Genomic DNA, 17,779 nt, shown 5'->3' with positions numbered 1-17,779 from the left:
GTCATTGTTGCGAGGCCGGTTGCATCGAGGCCTCGAAGAAATCGGTCAGTGCCTGCCGGTAGGTGTGGCCGAACCTCAGCGCCGTCATCGGCTCGAGGTGGCCGGCGCCCGGTACTTCGATCAGGCGCTTGGGCTCGCGCGCATCGGCCAGCAGGCGTTGCGAATGCGTGGATGGAATCACATGGTCCGCCGTGCCGTGGATCAGCAGCAGCGGAATCGGCGAGATCGCCGCGACGAACTTCGACGCCGCGTAGGTGTCGCTGACCAGCAGGCCCGCGCCCGACAGCTTGTCGTTGGCAATCGCCGAATACGAATAGAAGGTCGACTCGATGGCCACGGCCTTCACGCCCGCGCGGTTGCCCGAGCCCACCACCGCGATCGCGTTGGTGCCGCCCAGGCTTTGCCCGAAGACGAACAGCCGCTCGGGGTCGACGTCGCTGCGCGAGCGCACGTAGTTCAGCGCGGCATTGGAATCTTCGAACACGCCCTTGGGCTCTGGCTTGCCCGCCGATTCACCGTAGCCGCGGTAGTCGAAAACGAAGACGTTGTAGTCCTGCTTCGGCAGCCAGGCCACGAAGCGCCAGTGCGTGCTCATGTTCTGCGCATTGCCGTGGAAGTGAACCACCGTGCCCTTGGCCTCCTTCGGGTTCTTGCGATCCGCCGCCGGAAGAAACCAGCCGCTCAGGCGGGTGCCGTCGGCGCTGTTGAACTGCACGGGCTCGTAGCGCAGGCCCAGCACATCGGGCGTTTCGTAGCGCACGCTGTCGGGGTAATAGAACATCGACTGCACACAGCCGGCCAGCATGAACGGCACCGCGCACAGCGCGAGCCTGCACCAGCGGCGAACGATGTGGCCGATGCTCATGGCTGCTGTGCCTTCGCCGCGTGGTTTTCCGCGAGCATGTTGCAAAAGAGCGCACCTTGCTCGATGGCGTCGTCGAGCGCCACGTGCGTGTGCGGCAGCTTGTCGAACCAGCGCCGCGGCATCGCGCGCTTGGTGCTGTCGCGGTAGCCGATCTTCAGCATCGCCATCGCGAACGTCTTCATGTCGAGCGCCGAGTGGCTGAATGGGCTCTCGCCCGCGAAGCGGATGAGGTACCAGTAGACGAACATGAAGTCGAAGCCCGCAGGGTAGGCCACGAACACCGGCCGGCCGGGCAGGCCCTTGAGCCAGCTCACGTAGTTCTTCATGGCGTGCGCCGGGTCCTGCAGGTCCGAGCGGCACGCGGCCCATGCCTCGGGTTGCGTCTTCCACCATGCGGCGGTTCTGGGGTCGGCTTCGGCGCCGGGCAAGGTGTGCAGGTTGGCGCTGAACGTGGAAAGGAGTTGCTTGTCCGCCGTGTAGGCGGCCGAGCCGAAGCTCAGCATCGAATGCGGCCCAGGGATGGGGCCGTCGGATTCGACGTCTGTGCTGATGTAGGTTTCTGTCATGTGTTGTTGATGTTGTCAGTCGATTCCAAGAATCGATGGCACCGAGCGTTCGAGTTCCTCGATCAGCGCCGGGTCCATGTATTTGTATTCGTCGGGTATGTCGAGCACGTGGATCGGCTTGTGTTCCAGTGTCCGTTTGAACTCGGCCACCAGCCGCGACTTGTGCTTTTCTTCCATCACGAGGATGAGATCGGCCCATTCGATGTCGTCGATGGACACGCGGTGCCGCGCATTCGGGCTGGTGCCGGCCGAGCGGGCCGAGATCAGCGGATGCCGGCGCCAGAGTTGCTCGGCCGTCGGGCTGCGCCACTGGTTGCGGCTGCAGATGAAGAGAACGTTGCGCATCGCTCGGGCTCCTGCAGGAGGAAGCTGGAAGACATGCAGGTCTTGCCAGCGACCGGAAGAGTTTTCGATCAGTGTGACCTCTGTGCACGTCGCATGCACAGGGCCCGACGCAAGAAGCCGTGCCTGCAATTCGATGGCCGCCGCGTCCGCATCGAGCGCGTTGCCATGCGCCACGGACAAATGCGGGATCACGCCTTCGAACGCACCTTCGTAAGGTGGGAAGCCGGGGAAGGCATCTGCCATCGCCAAGGTCATCGCGACGAATGGCTCGGCTGGTTCCGGCGCGAGGTAGGCCGTTTCCGGAAAGCGCCCGACCTCGCTCAATGAGAACGTGAACGAAGTCGTGCGGTCCAGCACACGCTGTGCGAGCGCCAGCACGTCCGGTGTGATCAGCGCCGGGTCCATGAATGGAACGAGCACGGTGATGTGTGCCGGCACGCCGAGCGCCACGGTGGCGTCGTACCTGCGGCGCAGGTCTCCCACGAGCGCTTCGGCTGCCGGGACCTTGACTGCGAATGCGGAGATGGCCATCGGCGCGGAGGATAGCTCAGGCGTCGGCGATGCGGCTCCACTCGACGCCGAACTTCGCCAGGTACTTGCGAAGGCGGTCCGCATCGTTCACCACGCTGCGCTGCGCACGCGAGGCCTGGAAGAGTTGCCGGCCCGCATCCGACAGGCTGCGCGACTGCCGGCAGACGCGCACCACGGCTTCGAGCTGCAACCTGTCGAACAGATCGAGCGCAGCCGCGCGCTCGTCGCCGAGCAATGCGTCGAGGTCGATGATGTCGCCATGACTCGCGGCCACCACCGGCCCCGCGTGCTTCCACAGCCACCGCAGCCGCGCGATTTCCGCATCGACCAGCGCCACCGGAATGCGCCCGCCATCCGCCAACGTGGCCAGCCGCGTCACGCTGGCCGAGAGGTCGCGGAAGTTGCCGCTCCAGACCGCTTCGCTGCTTTGCGCAAAGCGCAGGTAGGCCGCGCGCGCCTCGGCGTTGAAGCGCACAACGCGGTGGTTCTCGGTGGCGTGAATGGCCAGCAGGTGGTCGATGTTGGGCTCGATGTCTTCGGGCCGCTGCGCAAGGCCGGGCAGGTCGTACGTCCAGAGGTTGATGCGCGCGAACAGGTCTTCGCGAAAGCGGCCTTGCGCCACATCGCTGCGCAGATCGCGGTTGGTGCCGGCGATGAGCTGGAAGTCGCTCTCCACTTCCTTGTCCGCCCCCACGGGGAAGAAGCGCTTTTCTTCGATGGCCTTGAGCAGCATGGCCTGCTCGTCGAGACCCAGTTCGCCGATCTCGTCGAGGAACAACGCGCCCTGGTGTGCGGTGCGCAGCAGCCCGGGCCGGTCGCTCGCCGCACCGGTGAAAGAGCCTTTCTTGTGCCCGAACAGCGTGGACGCGGCGCCGTCGCCGCGCAGCGTGGCGCAGTTCACCTCGACGAACGGCCCCGTCATCTGGTGCCGCGCCTGCTTCAGCTCGAACATGCGCCGCGCCAGGAACGACTTGCCCGCGCCCGTCGGCCCGACCAGCAGGATCGGCGCGCGCGAGCGCACGGCCACGCGTTCGATCTCGTCGATGAGTGCGTTGAAGCGCGCGTTGCGCGTGGCGATGCCGCTCTTGAGAAAAGCGACCGCGTCGCGCTGCTCGGCGCCGAAACGCCGCGCGATCACGTCGTAGCGTGACAGGTCGAGGTCGATCAGCGTGCACTTGCCGGCCTCGCCTTCGCGCTGCCGCTTGGGCGGCGAGGTCTGCGCCAGCACGCCGGGCACCACGCGCGATTCGGACAACAGGAACATGCAGATCTGCGCGACGTGCGTGCCGGTGGTGATGTGCGTCCAGTACTGCTCGTGCTCGGTGTCGAAGGTGTAGGCACGCGCCCAGTCGTACAGGCGCGTGTAGACCTCGCCGAAATCCCACGGGTCGGCAAGGTCGAGCGGCACGAGATTGACGGTGGTCTCGGGCGAGACGGAAACGATGTCGGCCTTGACCACTTCGGCCAGCGCCTTGTGCCGCCAGGTGTAGAGCAGCTCCATGCGCGAGACGACCATGTCCTCGTGCTGGGCCAGCGAGACCGTGGGGCGCCACTTGTTCCAGCGGCCAGCGCCCTGGCCAGCATCGAGCTGGGTGCCGAGGAAGCCGATGACGACGATGGGTTTCATGGATATAAAACTAGCTCAATTTATAAAAATTCAAGAAATGCTAGCAGATGGAAGCAAGAGCGAAAGATGGCTGGGAAAAGAAATTTCCAATGCACATCAATGACTTGGGTTAATCCGAGCTGCTTTCTGGCATGCATCCGCGCGAGCTGGCACGCCTGCTGCAATGGATAACCCGTCCGGATGCAGTTCATCCGCTCACAGGTGCCGCATGAAAGCGGCCCGGCGCCGCAGATCAGATCCTGTCTTGGGTTCGCGGTGTGTCGCTGTTGAACTGTCGGGCAACTGAACTTGATTCAGTTCCGCTCAAGGTTGAGCACCGTGCTAACCACGCGGCGTTGCGGGTTCGATTCCCGCGAAAAACCCCGGCGGTGCTTGCACCGCCATCTGATGGAGCGAAAGCTCCCCGCCCCGGCACACCGGAGCGTGTGGGGCAGGGCAAAGAGGCCCTGCAGCGCGCGACACCGTGCCAAGCGCAGGCGGCTTGCGCACCGTGTGTGTGGCAAGGAACTGCGTGCAGCCATCGACGGCGTGGGAAGTGGGGACGTTGCACATGCAACGACAGGAGGCACTCCCCGAGCCGCGCGACCGCTGCACGACAGGCCTTGACTCCCGCAGTGTCCGCCGCCTGCCCTTTGTGGGCCTGGATTGAATGACGAATGAATGTCTGTTGACTGACCGAACGAACGAAACGAACAGCGAAACCGCACAACGAGGAGAGAACAAAAATGCTGGGCTTCCAACAAATCAACATCAAGAAGAACGAACGCGCGCTGCTGCTGCGCAACGGCGACTTCGAGCAACTGCTTGGCCCGGGAAAGCACCGCGTGTTCACGGGCTTCGATACCGTGCAGCTGGAGCGTTTCTCGCTTGCCGATCCAGTGTTCGAACACGAACTGGTCGACTACTTCCTGGCACGCGAGCCCGAACTGGTCGAGCGCGAGTTCGTGCAGGTGTCGCTCGGCGAGACGCAGGTTGGCCTGCGCCATGAAGACGGCGTGCTGGTGCAGATCCTGCCGCCCGCCACGCGCAAGCTGTACTGGCGTGGGCTGCGCGAGCAGCGCATCGACGTGATCGATGTGTCGGCCGACGCGCGCCTGCCGGCCGAACTGCTGGCGAAGCTGCAGAGCGTGGCCCTGCGTCCGCGTGCGGTGCAGGGACTTGACGGCGTGCTGCTGGTGCAGGTGCCCGAATTTCATGCCGGCGTGCTGATGCTCGAGGGTCAGATGCAGGCGATGCTGCCGCCGGGGAACCATGGTTTCTGGCGCTTCAACCGCCAGGTGGCGGTGACCAGCGTGGATCTGCGCGCGCAGATCGCCGAGGTGAGCGGCCAGGAAATCCTGACCCGCGACAAGGTGGGGCTGCGGCTGAACTTGTCGGCGGTGTGGCGCTTCCTTGATGTGCGGCAGGCCATGGCGCAGATGCCGAAGCCGGCGGAGCATGTGTATCGCGAACTGCAATTTGGGCTGCGTGCGGCCGTGGGTGAGCAGACGCTGGACGCGTTGCTGGAGAACAAGGCGGCGATCGACCAGACGGTGCTGGCGCAGGTGCGCGAGCGTCTGGAAGGTTCGGGCATTGCACTGGAGAGCGTGGGTGTGAAGGACATCATCCTGCCGGGCGAGATGAAGACCATCCTCGCGCAGGTGGTCGAGGCCGAGAAGTCGGCCCAGGCCAACGTGATCCGTCGCCGTGAGGAAACCGCGGCCACGCGCTCGCTGCTGAACACCGCCAAGGTGATGGAGGGAAACCCCGTCGCATTGCGGATGAAGGAACTGGAAACGCTGGAGCGCGTGGCTGAGCGGATCGACAAGATCTCGGTGGTCGGCGGTCTGGACCAGGTGCTCAACGGACTGGTGACGCTTCGGCCGAACGGTTCTTGAGTCCTGAGTGAAAGAGACAAGGGCACGCAGGCACAGAAGGGAGCGCCACTGCCAAAAATGTTTGAAATTGCCGGCAGCCTGGGTAAGACCAGGTACGGCGGGAAAGTCGGTTGACGAGCAAGGTTGAGGATGCAGGTGCTGGCTCCGATGACGGGTCTGTCACTGGCGCGCGTTTCCAATCGTCGACTGGGCCATCGGACTCAAGAACCATGGTCGCCGTATTGATGCGGGTTCGAATCCCGCCGTGTCCACCATCTGCGAATGAATGAATCAATCAATCAATGAACGAACGTTGTTGTCGTTGAACGGAAGAAAGAAGATATGTTGGAAGAAGATCGCCCCCACGAACGGATCGCCTACGTACTGAGCGGTACCGGCTGGGCCACGCTGAGCTTTCGCGCCGATGCCGGTCCGATGGACTTTGCCGTGTCGTACCTGCACGATTCGCTGGGCGACCTGGCGCGCATGGGGCTCGATCTGGTGAAGGGTGCACAGCAAGCCTCGGCGGTCTTCATGGACGAGCCCGGAGAAGTCCACCTCGTTGTGACGGGCGACAAGGAAGACCTGGCTTTCGAGCTGCGCCGCTATCGCGATTGGGCAAGCTGGGGCATCACCGCGATGGACGACTTCGAGGTTCTGGACCACGGCACCATCCGGCGCGTGGACCTGGTGCGCAACATCCACGCGATCCTGGAGCGCATCTATGCGGACGTGGGGCTTGCGAAGTACCGCGAGCTTTGGGTGGAGCACGATTTTCCGCTCCGCACGTACGAGGGACTCATCGCGGCATTCAAGAAGTGGCCCTGGGCCTCCTGGGCCTCTTGCAAGTAAGCAGAGATTGAACAGAGAGACAGAGAGAAGGAAAGAAAAATGACGAACTACAAGCTCCATGAAGTGGCCAACGGCGTCCCCGTGAAGATGTGGACGAACGGCGTGCCCGTCGAAGACGAAGCGCAGAAGCAGCTCGAGAACGCCGCGCGCCTGCCCATCGTGTTCAAGCACATCGCGGCCATGCCCGACGTGCACTACGGCATCGGTGCGACCGTGGGCTCGGTGATCCCGACCTTCAAGGCGATCATTCCCGCTGCGGTGGGCGTGGACATCGGCTGCGGAATGATGGCGTGCAAGACCACGCTCAACGCGCGCGACCTGCCCGATAACCTGGGCCCGCTGCGTTCCGCGATCGAGAAGGCCGTGCCGCACGGAAGCAACCCCAAGCGCATGGGCCGCGACAAGGGTTCGTGGGAAACGCCGCCGAACGAAACCGACGTGGCCTGGTCTGCGCTGGTGGATGAATTCGATGCGATCTGCGAGGACTACCCGCGCCTGAAGAACACGAACAACCACAAGCACCTGGGAACGCTGGGTACGGGCAACCACTTCATCGAGGTGTGCCTCGACGAAGCGGGCGCCGTGTGGTTCATGCTGCACTCGGGTTCGCGTGGCGTGGGCAATGCCATCGGTACGCACTTCATCGAACTCGCGAAGAAAGACGCCGAGCTGCACCAGCGCAACCTGCCCGATCAGGACCTGGCGTACTTCGAGGAAGGCGCCAAGTACTTCGGCGACTACGTGCGCGCGGTGGGCTGGGCCCAGAAGTTCGCGCGTGCCAACCGCGAAGTGATGATGCAGCGCGTGGTCGCGGCCGCGCGCAAGGTCATCACCAAGCCTTTCGAGGCGCATGTGGAAGCGGTGAACTGCCACCACAACTACGTGAGCCGCGAGACGCACTTCGGCGAAGACGTGCTCGTGACCCGCAAGGGCGCGGTGAGCGCCAAAGCCGGCGAGCTGGGGATCATCCCCGGCAGCATGGGCGCCAAGAGCTACATCGTGCGCGGAAAGGGCAACCCCGAGAGCTTCATGAGCTGCAGCCACGGCGCCGGTCGAAAGATGAGCCGTACCAAGGCGAAGAAGCTCTTCACCATCGCCGACCAGATTGCGGCGACCGAAGGCGTCGAATGCCGAAAAGACGCCGACGTGATCGACGAGATCCCGATGGCCTACAAGGACATCGACGCGGTGATGGATGCGCAGAAGGACCTGGTGGAAGTGGTCTACACGCTCAAGCAGGTCGTCTGCGTGAAGGGTTGACGCGATGGGTATCGAGTACCGCGTCAAGGTCGCCTTGCCGTCGCGCGATGTCGCGCAAGGCATCTGCAGGAAGGCCGGCATCGGCGGCCATCTGAACGTCGAGGGCGAGCGTGCGGATTTCTATCCGGCGCCGCCATCGACGTCTTCGGAATGGGCGCAGGCCTCGGTCAGCATCGATGCCGATGGCTTTGTGGTCTGCCTGCTTGCGAACAGCGGCTTTGCACGACAGGTGTTGGGCAGCATCGTTCAACTCGCTGCGGGCGAAGGTGTCGTGACAGTGGAAGAGCTATAGCTATAGAAGGCCATCGGAAGATCCGGCCCGCCTTCGTAGCAACGCATTGCGAAGGTTGAAAAAAATGAAGAGCAACAAGCAACGCCGTGCCGAGATCAAGGCACATCGTCGCCAGCGCGCCGCGGCGCTGGCTACACGTTCGTTCGAGCCGGACGCCCGGTTGCCGAGGGTCGTGGCGTATCTGCCGGACCAGGAGCGGGCCGATCGGGCGGTGCTCCTGCGCTACCACAACACCTACGGGCCGCTGCCCGTTTTCTATGTCGCACGGCCCTTCGTGTGCCGCGATTGCGGCGCCCAGGAAGTGTGGACCGCGAAGCAGCAGAAGTGGTGGTATGAGGTTGCTCACGGGCATATCGATAGCAGTGCCGTGCGTTGCCTGGCATGCCGTCGGGTGCGTCGGGAGCGGTTGCGGTCGACCGGGCCGGGCGCGAACCTTCTGGGTGAGCAAACGAACCGTCTTCGGGCGCTGGGTCAAGCCAGGCCGAACGAGAAGGCCGTGGCCGAAGTCGAAGCGGCGCTGCAAAGCAAATGGTGGAGCCTGCGCGTGGTCGCGATCCAGACGATGGCCCGTTGGGGTGACGCTGAACAGGTCGAGAGGCTCAAGGCGATGGTGGCGGCGCGCCCGGCGGGTGGGCGTCGATACTGGTGCTGGGAGCGCGTCGCCGCCGATGCCGCGATGTGCGCGTTGATCCGCAGGGAGTGATCGAAGTGATGATGAAACTGACTTTTCTGGGAACCTCTTCAGGCACCCCCACGCGCCAGCGCAACGTCTCCGGTCTCGCCGTGCAGACGGTGCTCGGCGCCGACTGGTTCCTGATCGACTGCGGCGAAGGCACGCAGCACCGCCTGCTGCAGACGCCGCTGTCGCTGCACGACATGGCCGCCGTCTGCATCACGCATGTCCACGGCGACCATTGCTATGGCTTGCCGGGCCTGCTCGCGAGCGCCGGCATGGGCAAGCGCACGAAGCCGCTGAAGCTGGTCGCGCCGTTGCCGGTGTGGGAATGGTTCCAGGCCACGCGCCAGTTGACCGACTTGCACCTGCCCTACGAGGTCGAGCACGTGGATGTCGAAACGCAGCCGCTGGTGTACGAGGCACCGGGCCTGCGCATCGAGCGCCACGTGCTTCGCCATCGCGTGCCCAGCCATGCCTATCGCGTGCAGGTGCAAACCCGGCGCACGCGGCTCAAGACCGATGCACTCAAGGCCACGGGCCTGCCGCCCGGACCGGCATGGCGCGCACTGCAGACCGGCGAAGACGTGCCCTTCAACGGCGCGGTGCTGCGCAGTGCCGATTTCGCGGAAACGCAGATCGACACGGCGAGTGCGGTGATGGGCGGTGACAACGCCGAGCCCGCGCTGCTGCGCGACGCCTGCCAGGGTGCGCAGTTGCTGGTGCACGAAGCCACCTACACGCAGGATGTGCTCGACAGGGTCGGCCCCGGCCCGATGCACAGCTCGGCGCGCTTGCTGGCCGAGTTCGCGCAGTCCGTGGAAATACCCAACCTTGTGTTGACGCACTTCAGCGCGCGCCACCAGAACGAAGAAGGCATGACGCAACTGATGGCCGAGACCCAGGCTCACTACCGCGGCAACGCCTTCCTGGCCAATGACCTCGACGTGTTCGAGCTCGACAGTGCAGGCCATGTGACCGTCACCCGCGCCTGATCGCATGGAAGAAGATCAGGCAGTAGAAAAACAATGAGGAAGAAGAGATTTTCATGAGCACCCAGGAACTCCTGCGCTCCGCCCATCCCATCGAGCCCGTCATGCGCGCGCAGATCATGGAGGCCCTGCGCGACATCGAAGCAACGCACGACGTGACCGTGCTGTTCGCCTGCGAATCCGGCAGCCGCGGCTGGGGCTTTGCCTCGCCCGACAGCGACTACGACGTGCGCTTCGTCTACGTGAACCGCCTGCCGTGGTACCTCACGGTCGCGCCGCGCCGCGACGTGATCGAACTGCCGATCAGTGGCGACCTTGACGTCAACGGCTGGGACCTGCGCAAGGCACTCGGCCTGATGCGCGAGTCGAACCCGACGCTGCTCGAATGGCTGCGTTCGCCCATCGTGTACCGCGACGACGCACTGGCCATGCCGCGTTTTCGTGCGCTGTCGGAGGCGGTGTTCTCCAACGCGCGCGCTTGGCATCACTACACCTCGATGGCAAAGAAGAACTTCCGCGAGCACCTGCAGGCCGACGAGGTGCGCTACAAGAAGTACCTCTACGTGCTGCGTCCGCTGCTGGCCGCGCGCTGGATCCGCACGCAGCCCGGCGTGCCGCCGATGCGCTTCGCCAGCCTGGCGCAGCACACGCTCGACGCCGTGCGCGACGCCGCGCTCATCGAAGAGATCAACGCGCTGCTCGAAGTGAAGATGCGCGCCGGTGAGGCCGCGACCAGCCCGCGCTGGCCCGGCATCCACGCATTCATCGAAGCCGAGCTGGCGGCCAACGCGGCCGAGCCGATCACGCCGCTGCCGCAAGCCGAAGGCGCGGGGCTCGATGCGTTTCTTTGCGAGACGGTGCTGCGCTTCGACGCGGCGGCATCGCACGCCCAGGAAGGAGGCCGCGCATGATCGAACTCGACGGCTCGCAAGGCGAGGGCGGCGGCCAGATCCTGCGTACGAGCCTTGCGCTGTCGGTGGTCACGGGCCAGCCCCTGTCCATCGAGAAGATTCGCGCGGGTAGGGCCAAGCCGGGCCTGATGCGCCAGCACCTGGCGTGCGTGAAGGCGGCCACGGAGATCAGCGGTGCGCAGGTCGACGGCGCCGAGCTGGGCTCGCAGTCGCTGCGCTTCGCGCCGGGGCCGGTGCGCTCGGGCGACTACCGCTTCGCGATTGCCGGCGCGGGCAGCTGCATGCTGGTGCTGCAGACGGTGCTGCCGCCGCTGCTGCTGGCCGGTGCGCAGAGCCGCGTGCATCTGAGCGGCGGCACGCACAACCCGATGGCGCCGCCTTTCCATTTCCTGGAGCGGGCGTTTGTGCCGCTCGTGCGCCGGCTGGGCGCCGACCTGCAACTGTCGCTGCGCCGATGCGGCTTCTACCCGGCTGGCGGTGGCGAGGTTGAAGCGACCATCGTGCCGGCGGTGGGCGCGCTGCAGGCCTTCGACCTGATGGCGCGGGGCGCGCAGCAGTCGGCCTATGCGGAGTGCCTGGCACCGGGCCTGCCGCGCCACGTGCCGACGCGCGAACTCGAAACGCTCGGTGGGGCGATGGGTTGGTCGGGCGAGCAGCTTCGCTTGGGGGCGGTGCGCCAGAACGAAGGCCCGGGCAATGCGCTGCTTGCCACGCTGGCGTATGAGCACGTCACCGAGGTCTTCACGGCCTTCGGCGAGAAGTCGCTCAGCGCCGAGCAGGTGGCGCACGGCCTGGTGAAGGAGGTGCGGGAGTTCCAGAAGAGCGAGGCCGCCGTCGGCCCGCATCTGGCCGACCAGCTCGCGTTGCTGCTGGCGCTCGCGGCGTGGCAGGGCAAGAAGGCCGGTGCCTTCACCTGCAGCGAAGTGACGGAGCACACGCGCACCAACTGCGCGGTGATCGAGCGCTTTCTACCGGTGCGCTTCACGATCGCCGAAAGCCGCCAGGCCTCGACGGTGCGGGTCGCTCCGGCCTGACAGCGGAAAACTCCTTTCCGCTGGTGTTGTTGAACGGCCGGCGGGCCGCTGGGACACTCGCGCCCGTCGTATCCTGCGGCGCAGGCGTTCCCTGGCTGCGAGTCCCTGAGGAAAGATCAAGCGATGTCCGTCCAACCCTTCGTCTACAGCAGCGTGCCCCAGCGGGTGGTTTTCGGTGCGGGTTCGCTACAGCACCTGGCGCGCGAGATCGATGCACTGGGCGCAAAGCGCGCGCTGGTGCTGTCCACGCCCGAGCAGCGCCCGCAGGCCGAACGCATCGCCGACATGCTGGGCGCGCACGCGGCCGGTGTGTTCGACCGGGCCGTGATGCACGTGCCGATCGAGACCGCACGCGAAGCGCGTGAGGTGGCGCAACGCCTGGGCGCCGATTGCGCCGTGGCCATCGGTGGTGGTTCGACCACCGGGCTGGGCAAGGCCATCGCGCTCGACTCGGGCCTGCCGATCCTTGCGATTCCCACCACCTACGCGGGCTCCGAGATGACGCCGATCTACGGCATCACCGAAGCCGGCATGAAGAAGACCGGCAAAGACTTCAGGGTGCTGCCGCGCACCGTGATCTACGACCCCGAGCTGTCGGCCAGCCTGCCCGTGGGCATGAGCGTGACCAGCGGCATCAACGCCATCGCGCATGCAGCCGAAGGGCTCTATGCCACCGATGCGAATCCGATCATGGACCTGATGGCGCAAGAGGGCATTGCCGCGCTGGGCCGCGCCCTGCCGGCGATCCGCGCATCGGCCAAGGACCCGGGCGCGCGCAGTGACGCGCTCTATGGCGCCTGGCTCTGCGGCACCGTGCTCGGCAATGTCGGCATGGCGCTGCACCACAAGCTGTGCCACACGCTGGGCGGCAGCTTCAACCTGCCGCATGCCGAGACCCACACCATCGTGCTGCCGTACGCGCTGGCCTACAACGCGGTCGCCGCGCCCGAGGCGATGGCACGCATCGCGAAGGCGCTGGGCGCGGGCAACGCGGCGCAGGCGGTGTTCGACCTGGCGCGCGACAACGGCGCACCGGTCGCGCTGCGCGACATCGGCATGAAAGAGTCGGACCTCGACCTGGCCTGCGCGCATGCGCTCACGAACCAGTACCCCAATCCGCGTCCGCTGGCGCGCGATGCGATCCGTGCCTTGCTGCAAAACGCCTGGGAGGGTGTGCGGCCCTGAGCCGCTGCTTCCTGGCGCCCGGCCGACGGGCGAAGGCTATTCCCCGGCAACGCATGAAAAAGCCGGCCCCGCTTTCGCAAGGGCCGGCTCCGGTGTGCGGACCCGCCGAAGCGGGCTGGGCGCCGCGAACCGATTACAGCGGCAGTGCGTCGCCACGGGCGGCAGCGCGGGCGGCGGCACGCACCGTGGCACGGTCGATGGTGCTGGCCACCACGGGCGCGACGCCCGACGAAGCGGCTTCGGCGTAAGGGTTGTCGCTGTGCGCGGCGGCCACGGCTTCGGCGCGGACAGCGGCGCGGCTGGTGGACGAAACGAGGGTCGGGGCCGGGCCGGCGTTGGCGCCCTCTGCATAAGGGTTGTCGCTGCGTGTGGCCGCCACGGCCTGGGCGCGCACGTCGGCGCGACTGGCCTGCGAGGTGATCGATTGCACGCCTTCGTAGGTCTCGGCGTGTGCGGCACCTGCTGCGCCCAGCATGGCGAATGCGGCTGCGGACAGGGCGATGAGTTGCTTGGTGTTCATGATGAAAGTCCCTTCGAATGACGGTGTGGGCGGCGGACATTCGTCGTTGCCACGCATGCAGTGTGAAACCGCAGCGCGATCGGCGATGTGCGTTTGCGCACCGCTTTCGTCGATTACGCGGGAAGGGTCGCAGGCTGCGGATACAGCACTTGCAGGGGCTCGGAACGTCCGCGCACGGTGAGCGTTTCGGCCCGGCCCATCGTGTCCGCCATGCCCGCCTGTTCGGCCGCGAACAGCGAGACCACAAGGCGCGACGCGGCCGTCTTCGAATGGTCCTGCAGGCGGCTCGCGGTGTTGACCACTTCGCCGATGGCGGTGAAGGTCGTGGTCTCCATGTAGCCCACTTCGCCCACTGCCGCGCGGCCTGCATGCAGGCCCATGCCGAAGTCCAGCCGCTGGCCGAACTGGGCCTCGAAGCCTTCGCTCCATGCGTCCATGCGCCGGGCGATGAGCGTGGTGGCGTGCAATGCCTGCTTGCATGCGGTGGGGAGGTCGGTTTCCAGTCCGAAGATCGCCATCACGCTGTCGCCGATGAACTGGTTCGGCACGCCGCCGCTCTCGCGCACGGCCGCGCCGACGGTCGCGAAGTAGCGGTCGAGCACATAGGCCAGGTCGAAGGGCCACTGCCGCTCCGACAGGCCCGACCAGCGGCGCAGGTCGACGAACAAAATCGCCACGTCGCGCTCGCGCCCGAAGCTGCCGACCGGTGCGGGCCGGCCTTCGTTGGGCAGCGGCGCGAACAGCGGCGTGACCTCGATGTCACCGCGCGGGCGCAGCTGGCAGGCCAGCCGCACGTCGTCCGGTGCGCGCACGCGTTCGAGCGTGCGCTGCTCGTCGCGGCCCGGCATGCCGATGTGATCCGCGGGGCCGACCACGCGCACGCGGCAGGTCGAGCAGCGCGCCCGTCCGCCGCAGATCGACACATGGTCGATGCCATGCGAGCGGCTCGCTTCGAGCACGCTCCAGCCGAGCGGCACGTGCACCGTGCGGTCCGGGTAGCGCAGGGCCACCGAGGGCTGGCGCGACAGGCGCGCAAACCAGTTCCGGCCCCATCGGGCCGCCAGCAGGGTGAAAAGCGCCAGCCCGTAGAACCACTTGATGCCGTCTTCCACTGTGCCGAGCGCCTTGCTTTGGGCGGCTGTCGGCACGGCCACCTGCGGCACGCCGGTCCACTGGAACTCGCGGCCCATGGAAACGAAGCCCATCGCGGCCGTCACCGGCAGCAGCACCGCCACGGCCAGCAGCACATAAGAAAAGCGCCGGTAGGCCGGCTGTGCGCGCAGCGCGAAGTGCAGGCCCAGGCAGCCATGCGTCCAGGCCGCGAGCATCATCCCCAATTGCGCGGTGGCGCCCGGCCAGTCCCACAGGCCCCAGACGACGCGCACATACGAGCCGTCGATGCCGTAGGCCAGGTAGGCGCCGCGCATGGCCGTCAGGTGCTTGGCCAGCAGCAGCGGCAGCGCGAAGCCCAGCAGCACGCGCAGGCCTTCGAGCGGTGGCATGCGCAGGGTGCGGCGTTCCCACAGCGCGATTACGGCCAGGGCGAGGTGCGTGGCGGCCGCGCCGTACAACAGCAGGGTGCCCGGCAGGCTGTGCCAGAACATCTGCACGCCCCGCAGCACGGTTTCGGCCGCGGCAAAGGAATAGATGCCGAGCGAATGGTTCAGCAGGTGGGCCGTCACATAGGCCATGAGCACCAGCCCGCTCGCCCAGCGCAGGTTGCGCCGTGTCGGCGCTCTCAGCGGAAAAGAAGGCGGAAGGGGGGAACGTCTGTCCATGAACGGGTTCGAAACGGCACCCGAGCATAATGCGCGCGCCCCCTACCGACCGGCATGGCCCCACCTCCTGACTCTCCTCGCTCCAGCCTCGCGCTGCGCCAGATCGCGCTGCTCGAAGGCCTCTCCGACCAGCGCCTCGACCTGCTGGCCCGGCAATGCCTGTGGCACAGCGTGGAAGCCGGCAAGCCGCTGCTGCTGCGCGCCGAGCAGCAGGGCGAGGTGTTCCTGCTGGTCTCGGGCCGCGTGCGGGTGACGACCTATTCGGCCAACGGCCGGCAGGTCACCTTCCGCGATTCCGAAGCTGGCGAGCATTTCGGCGACATCGCCGCCATCGACGGCGGCCCGCGCTCCGCCGACGTGGTCACGCTTGAATCCAGCGTGGTCGCCAGCCTCGACCGGCCCGCCTTCATGGCGCTGCTGCGCGACGAACCGCTGGTGGCCGAGCGCGTGATGCAGCGCCTGGCATCGCTGGTGCGACAGCTCTCCGAGCGCGTGATCGACCTCAGCACCCTGGGCGTGCAGAACCGGCTGCATGCCGAACTGCTGCGGCTGGCGCGCACCGCCGGCGGCGAAGGCAACCAGGCCCGGCTGGAGCCGGCGCCCAAGCATGCGGCCCTGGCCAGCCAGATCAGCACCAACCGCGAGCAGGTCACGCGCGAGCTGAATGTGCTGGTGCGCAGCGGCGTGCTGCGCAAGGACGGCAAGGCCCTGCTGGTGGCCGACGTCGCCCGCCTGGAGCAGATGGTCTCGCAGGTGCGGGGCGACGCCGGCTGAGCCGGAAGGCCGGGATCAGTTCCAGCGGCCGTTGCGCCCGCCGATGCTGAAGCGGCCGGCGCCGAGCAGCACCACCGTCAACGCGCCGAACAGGTACAGGCCCTGCAGTTCGAGCGCCCAGCCGCCTTGCTTGGTCAGCGCAAACAGGTCGGCCATGTGCACGAGGCCCAGGGCCACGATCATGTTGATGACCACCACGCCGGCGGCCGCGCGGGTGAACAGGCCCGCCATCATCAGCAGCGGGGCGATGATTTCACCGACGAACACCAGGTAGGCCAGCCCGCTCGGTAGCCCCGCCTTGGCCAGCATGCCGCCGATGAAGCCCACGCCCGCCGACAGCTTGAAGACACCGTGCAGCAGCACCAGGAAGCCGACGCTCACGCGAAGCAGCAGCTTGCCCGCGTCATCGGTGTTGGCCGGGGAGAGGGTGGACAGCGGCGATGCGATCGGCGCACGCGCGGTGTTGGCGGCTACGGCCTGGGTGTTCATGGCGGATCCTTGGAAACTTGATTGACAACGCTGGGCCGCCGCGAAATGCAGCGGTTGCGGTTCCAGTGTGCGGAGCCGCCGAAATCCGGGATGTGCGTTTACGCACCTTTTTTAGCGAAAGGCCCGGTCGGTCGTCAGTCGGTCAGTGCGTGCCGAAGTGGCCGGTCCACTTGCGCTCGTAGTCCATCTTCTGGAAATGCGCCGCCATGAAGTCGATGAAGCTGCGCACCTTGGCCGACAGGTGCTTGCGGCTCGGGTAGGCCAGGTTGATCGTCAGGTGCGGCAGGTCCCAGTCGTCCAGCGTGGGCACGAGGCGGCCGGCCACGATGTCCTCGTAGACGATGTAGGTGGGCTGCACCAGGATGCCCATGCCGTCGAGCGCGGCGGCGCGCAGCACCTGGCCGTCGTTCGATTCGAGCAGGCCGCTGACCGACACCGTGTGGGTCTCGCCCTTGCGGCTGAAGCGCAGCTCGTTCGGGTTGTTGGCGTGGGTATAGATCAGCAGCTTGTGCTGCCTGAGTTCGTCCGGCGTCTTCGGAAAGCCGTGCTGCGCAAAGTAGCGCGGCGAGGCCGCGAGAATGCGCCGCGTCTCGCCCAGCCGGCGGATCGTCACGTTCGAATCGGGCTCGAACTCGCGCGTGCGGATCGCCACGTCGATGTTGTTGTCGATCAGGTCGAAGTAGCGGTTGGCCGCCTCCACGTGCACCGTCACGCCCGGGTAGCGCTGCGTGTACTCGCGCAGCAGCGGCGCGATGTGGTGGATCGAGAACGACAGCGACGCCGTGATGCGCAGCGTGCCCGTGGGGTTGAGCGCGGTCGCGTTCACCGTCGATTCGGCAACGGACAGGTCGGCCAGGATGGTGCGCGCGCGGCCGCAGAACTCGCGGCCGGTGTCGGTCAGGTACAGGCGGCGCGTGTTGCGCTCGACCAGCCGCGCGCCCAGTCGGGCTTCAAGCGCGCTCAGGTGGCGGCTCGCGGCCGCGTTCGACAGCCCCAACGCCTCGGCCGCACGGCTCAGGCTGCCGGCATCGGCGATCTGCACCAGCAGTGCGATTTCGGTCCAGCGGTCCATGGTGATGTCTCTGGGGCTTTTCTTCTGTCGTGCCGACGTTGGGGTGAACCGCCGCACCCCGACGTTCGCGGGCGCTTGATTTTATGGGGCGGGTCGTTGGCGATGCGTTTGCGCATGAGCCCGTCGAGAGTCGATGCCTCGATGACCCGATGCTCTT

General features: G+C 66.4%; 18 protein-coding genes. 10 read left to right on the top strand and 8 right to left on the bottom strand.

From position 1 onward, the window contains the following. Position 1: 1 nt before the first annotated feature. From ACGLHS_RS10760 to rtcR, 4 genes are read right to left on the bottom strand one after another with little or no spacing between them, the layout of a single operon-like run. The gene (locus tag ACGLHS_RS10760; protein WP_394479444.1) at positions 2 to 865 is read right to left on the bottom strand and encodes an alpha/beta hydrolase; all 864 of its coding nucleotides are present in this window, start codon (positions 863 to 865) and stop codon (positions 2 to 4) included. Continuing rightward, positions 862 to 1,431: an exonuclease gene (locus ACGLHS_RS10755; protein ID WP_093246762.1), complete on the bottom strand. Its 570-nt coding sequence runs from the start codon at positions 1,429 to 1,431 to the stop codon at positions 862 to 864. Before ACGLHS_RS10755 ends, ACGLHS_RS10760 begins: the two co-directional genes overlap by 4 nt. Positions 1,432 to 1,446: 15 nt before the next feature. Then, complete coding sequence (locus tag ACGLHS_RS10750) at positions 1,447 to 2,307, bottom strand: 2'-5' RNA ligase family protein (RefSeq protein WP_394479892.1); 861 nt, start codon at positions 2,305 to 2,307, stop codon at positions 1,447 to 1,449. 16 nt (positions 2,308 to 2,323) lie between these two features. After that, a complete protein-coding gene (gene rtcR, locus ACGLHS_RS10745) occupies positions 2,324 to 3,934 on the bottom strand; it encodes an RNA repair transcriptional activator RtcR (RefSeq protein ID WP_394479441.1) in 1,611 nt (536 codons plus the stop codon). A gap of 725 nt (positions 3,935 to 4,659) precedes the next feature. Here rtcR and ACGLHS_RS10740 point away from each other — a divergent pair. The 9 genes from ACGLHS_RS10740 (at position 4,660) to ACGLHS_RS10700 (ending at position 12,989) form a co-directional block, all read left to right on the top strand. Then, positions 4,660 to 5,811 carry a slipin family protein gene (locus ACGLHS_RS10740; RefSeq protein ID WP_394479439.1) on the top strand — a complete coding sequence of 384 codons (1,152 nt, stop codon included), beginning with the start codon at positions 4,660 to 4,662 and terminating at the stop codon, positions 5,809 to 5,811. A 321-nt stretch (positions 5,812 to 6,132) separates the two neighbouring features. Next, the gene (locus ACGLHS_RS10735; protein WP_394479437.1) at positions 6,133 to 6,642 is read left to right on the top strand and encodes a hypothetical protein; all 510 of its coding nucleotides are present in this window, start codon (positions 6,133 to 6,135) and stop codon (positions 6,640 to 6,642) included. A 39-nt stretch (positions 6,643 to 6,681) separates the two neighbouring features. After that, complete coding sequence (locus ACGLHS_RS10730) at positions 6,682 to 7,902, top strand: RtcB family protein (RefSeq protein ID WP_093246766.1); 1,221 nt, start codon at positions 6,682 to 6,684, stop codon at positions 7,900 to 7,902. A gap of 4 nt (positions 7,903 to 7,906) precedes the next feature. Then, on the top strand, positions 7,907 to 8,194 hold the full coding sequence (locus tag ACGLHS_RS10725; RefSeq protein WP_394479435.1) for a hypothetical protein: 288 nt from the start codon (positions 7,907 to 7,909) through the stop codon (positions 8,192 to 8,194). Between the two features lie 64 nt (positions 8,195 to 8,258). Further along, a complete protein-coding gene (locus tag ACGLHS_RS10720) occupies positions 8,259 to 8,897 on the top strand; it encodes a zinc-ribbon domain containing protein (protein ID WP_394479433.1) in 639 nt (212 codons plus the stop codon). Between the two features lie 11 nt (positions 8,898 to 8,908). Further along, positions 8,909 to 9,862, top strand: coding sequence for a ribonuclease Z (locus ACGLHS_RS10715; RefSeq protein WP_394479431.1), 954 nt, complete (start codon positions 8,909 to 8,911; stop codon positions 9,860 to 9,862). A gap of 53 nt (positions 9,863 to 9,915) precedes the next feature. Beyond that, complete coding sequence (locus tag ACGLHS_RS10710; RefSeq protein ID WP_394479429.1) at positions 9,916 to 10,770, top strand: DNA polymerase beta superfamily protein; 855 nt, start codon at positions 9,916 to 9,918, stop codon at positions 10,768 to 10,770. Continuing rightward, a complete protein-coding gene (gene rtcA, locus ACGLHS_RS10705) occupies positions 10,767 to 11,804 on the top strand; it encodes an RNA 3'-terminal phosphate cyclase (protein WP_394479427.1) in 1,038 nt (345 codons plus the stop codon). Before ACGLHS_RS10710 ends, rtcA begins: the two co-directional genes overlap by 4 nt. Positions 11,805 to 11,927: 123 nt before the next feature. After that, positions 11,928 to 12,989, top strand: a complete 1,062-nt coding sequence (locus tag ACGLHS_RS10700; RefSeq protein WP_394479425.1) for a maleylacetate reductase — start codon at positions 11,928 to 11,930, stop codon at positions 12,987 to 12,989. A 133-nt stretch (positions 12,990 to 13,122) separates the two neighbouring features. On the opposite strand, the gene ACGLHS_RS10695 is transcribed toward ACGLHS_RS10700, so the two are convergent. After that, positions 13,123 to 13,509, bottom strand: a complete 387-nt coding sequence (locus ACGLHS_RS10695) for a helicase SNF2 (protein ID WP_394479423.1) — start codon at positions 13,507 to 13,509, stop codon at positions 13,123 to 13,125. A gap of 113 nt (positions 13,510 to 13,622) precedes the next feature. Beyond that, positions 13,623 to 15,287 carry an adenylate/guanylate cyclase domain-containing protein gene (locus ACGLHS_RS10690; RefSeq protein WP_394479421.1) on the bottom strand — a complete coding sequence of 555 codons (1,665 nt, stop codon included), beginning with the start codon at positions 15,285 to 15,287 and terminating at the stop codon, positions 13,623 to 13,625. A gap of 54 nt (positions 15,288 to 15,341) precedes the next feature. Here ACGLHS_RS10690 and ACGLHS_RS10685 point away from each other — a divergent pair, with 54 nt between their 5' ends. Further along, entirely contained in the window at positions 15,342 to 16,061 is a 720-nt protein-coding gene (locus ACGLHS_RS10685) for a Crp/Fnr family transcriptional regulator (RefSeq protein ID WP_394479419.1), read from the top strand. A 15-nt stretch (positions 16,062 to 16,076) separates the two neighbouring features. Here ACGLHS_RS10685 and ACGLHS_RS10680 read toward each other — a convergent pair whose 3' ends face one another. Continuing rightward, positions 16,077 to 16,550: a DoxX family protein gene (locus tag ACGLHS_RS10680; protein ID WP_093246774.1), complete on the bottom strand. Its 474-nt coding sequence runs from the start codon at positions 16,548 to 16,550 to the stop codon at positions 16,077 to 16,079. 142 nt (positions 16,551 to 16,692) lie between these two features. Next, on the bottom strand, positions 16,693 to 17,622 hold the full coding sequence (locus tag ACGLHS_RS10675; RefSeq protein WP_394479417.1) for a LysR family transcriptional regulator: 930 nt from the start codon (positions 17,620 to 17,622) through the stop codon (positions 16,693 to 16,695). Positions 17,623 to 17,779 lie beyond the last annotated feature (157 nt).

Origin of the sequence: Variovorax sp. VaC1, assembly GCF_043658315.1 — a bacterium.
Lineage (GTDB): Bacteria > Pseudomonadota > Gammaproteobacteria > Burkholderiales > Burkholderiaceae_C > Variovorax.
The sequence above is the reverse complement of the archived record's forward strand: the minus strand, read 5'-3'. Positions and strand labels throughout refer to the sequence as shown.

Bases quoted from the DNA above. Each gene is read 5' to 3' on its own strand.
- ACGLHS_RS10725 (WP_394479435.1), top strand. From the start codon at position 7,907: ATGGGTATCGAGTACCGCGTCAAGGTCGCCTTGCCGTCGCGCGATGTC.
- ACGLHS_RS10680 (WP_093246774.1), bottom strand. From the start codon at position 16,550: ATGAACACCCAGGCCGTAGCCGCCAACACCGCGCGTGCGCCGATCGCA.
- ACGLHS_RS10720 (WP_394479433.1), top strand. From the start codon at position 8,259: ATGAAGAGCAACAAGCAACGCCGTGCCGAGATCAAGGCACATCGTCGC.
- ACGLHS_RS10690 (WP_394479421.1), bottom strand. From the start codon at position 15,287: ATGGACAGACGTTCCCCCCTTCCGCCTTCTTTTCCGCTGAGAGCGCCG.
- ACGLHS_RS10755 (WP_093246762.1), bottom strand. From the start codon at position 1,431: ATGACAGAAACCTACATCAGCACAGACGTCGAATCCGACGGCCCCATC.
- ACGLHS_RS10715 (WP_394479431.1), top strand. From the start codon at position 8,909: ATGAAACTGACTTTTCTGGGAACCTCTTCAGGCACCCCCACGCGCCAG.
- rtcR (WP_394479441.1), bottom strand. From the start codon at position 3,934: ATGAAACCCATCGTCGTCATCGGCTTCCTCGGCACCCAGCTCGATGCT.
- ACGLHS_RS10700 (WP_394479425.1), top strand. From the start codon at position 11,928: ATGTCCGTCCAACCCTTCGTCTACAGCAGCGTGCCCCAGCGGGTGGTT.
- rtcA (WP_394479427.1), top strand. From the start codon at position 10,767: ATGATCGAACTCGACGGCTCGCAAGGCGAGGGCGGCGGCCAGATCCTG.
- ACGLHS_RS10735 (WP_394479437.1), top strand. From the start codon at position 6,133: ATGTTGGAAGAAGATCGCCCCCACGAACGGATCGCCTACGTACTGAGC.
- ACGLHS_RS10710 (WP_394479429.1), top strand. From the start codon at position 9,916: ATGAGCACCCAGGAACTCCTGCGCTCCGCCCATCCCATCGAGCCCGTC.
- ACGLHS_RS10695 (WP_394479423.1), bottom strand. From the start codon at position 13,509: ATGAACACCAAGCAACTCATCGCCCTGTCCGCAGCCGCATTCGCCATG.
- ACGLHS_RS10740 (WP_394479439.1), top strand. From the start codon at position 4,660: ATGCTGGGCTTCCAACAAATCAACATCAAGAAGAACGAACGCGCGCTG.
- ACGLHS_RS10685 (WP_394479419.1), top strand. From the start codon at position 15,342: ATGGCCCCACCTCCTGACTCTCCTCGCTCCAGCCTCGCGCTGCGCCAG.
- ACGLHS_RS10675 (WP_394479417.1), bottom strand. From the start codon at position 17,622: ATGGACCGCTGGACCGAAATCGCACTGCTGGTGCAGATCGCCGATGCC.
- ACGLHS_RS10730 (WP_093246766.1), top strand. From the start codon at position 6,682: ATGACGAACTACAAGCTCCATGAAGTGGCCAACGGCGTCCCCGTGAAG.
- ACGLHS_RS10760 (WP_394479444.1), bottom strand. From the start codon at position 865: ATGAGCATCGGCCACATCGTTCGCCGCTGGTGCAGGCTCGCGCTGTGC.
- ACGLHS_RS10750 (WP_394479892.1), bottom strand. From the start codon at position 2,307: ATGGCCATCTCCGCATTCGCAGTCAAGGTCCCGGCAGCCGAAGCGCTC.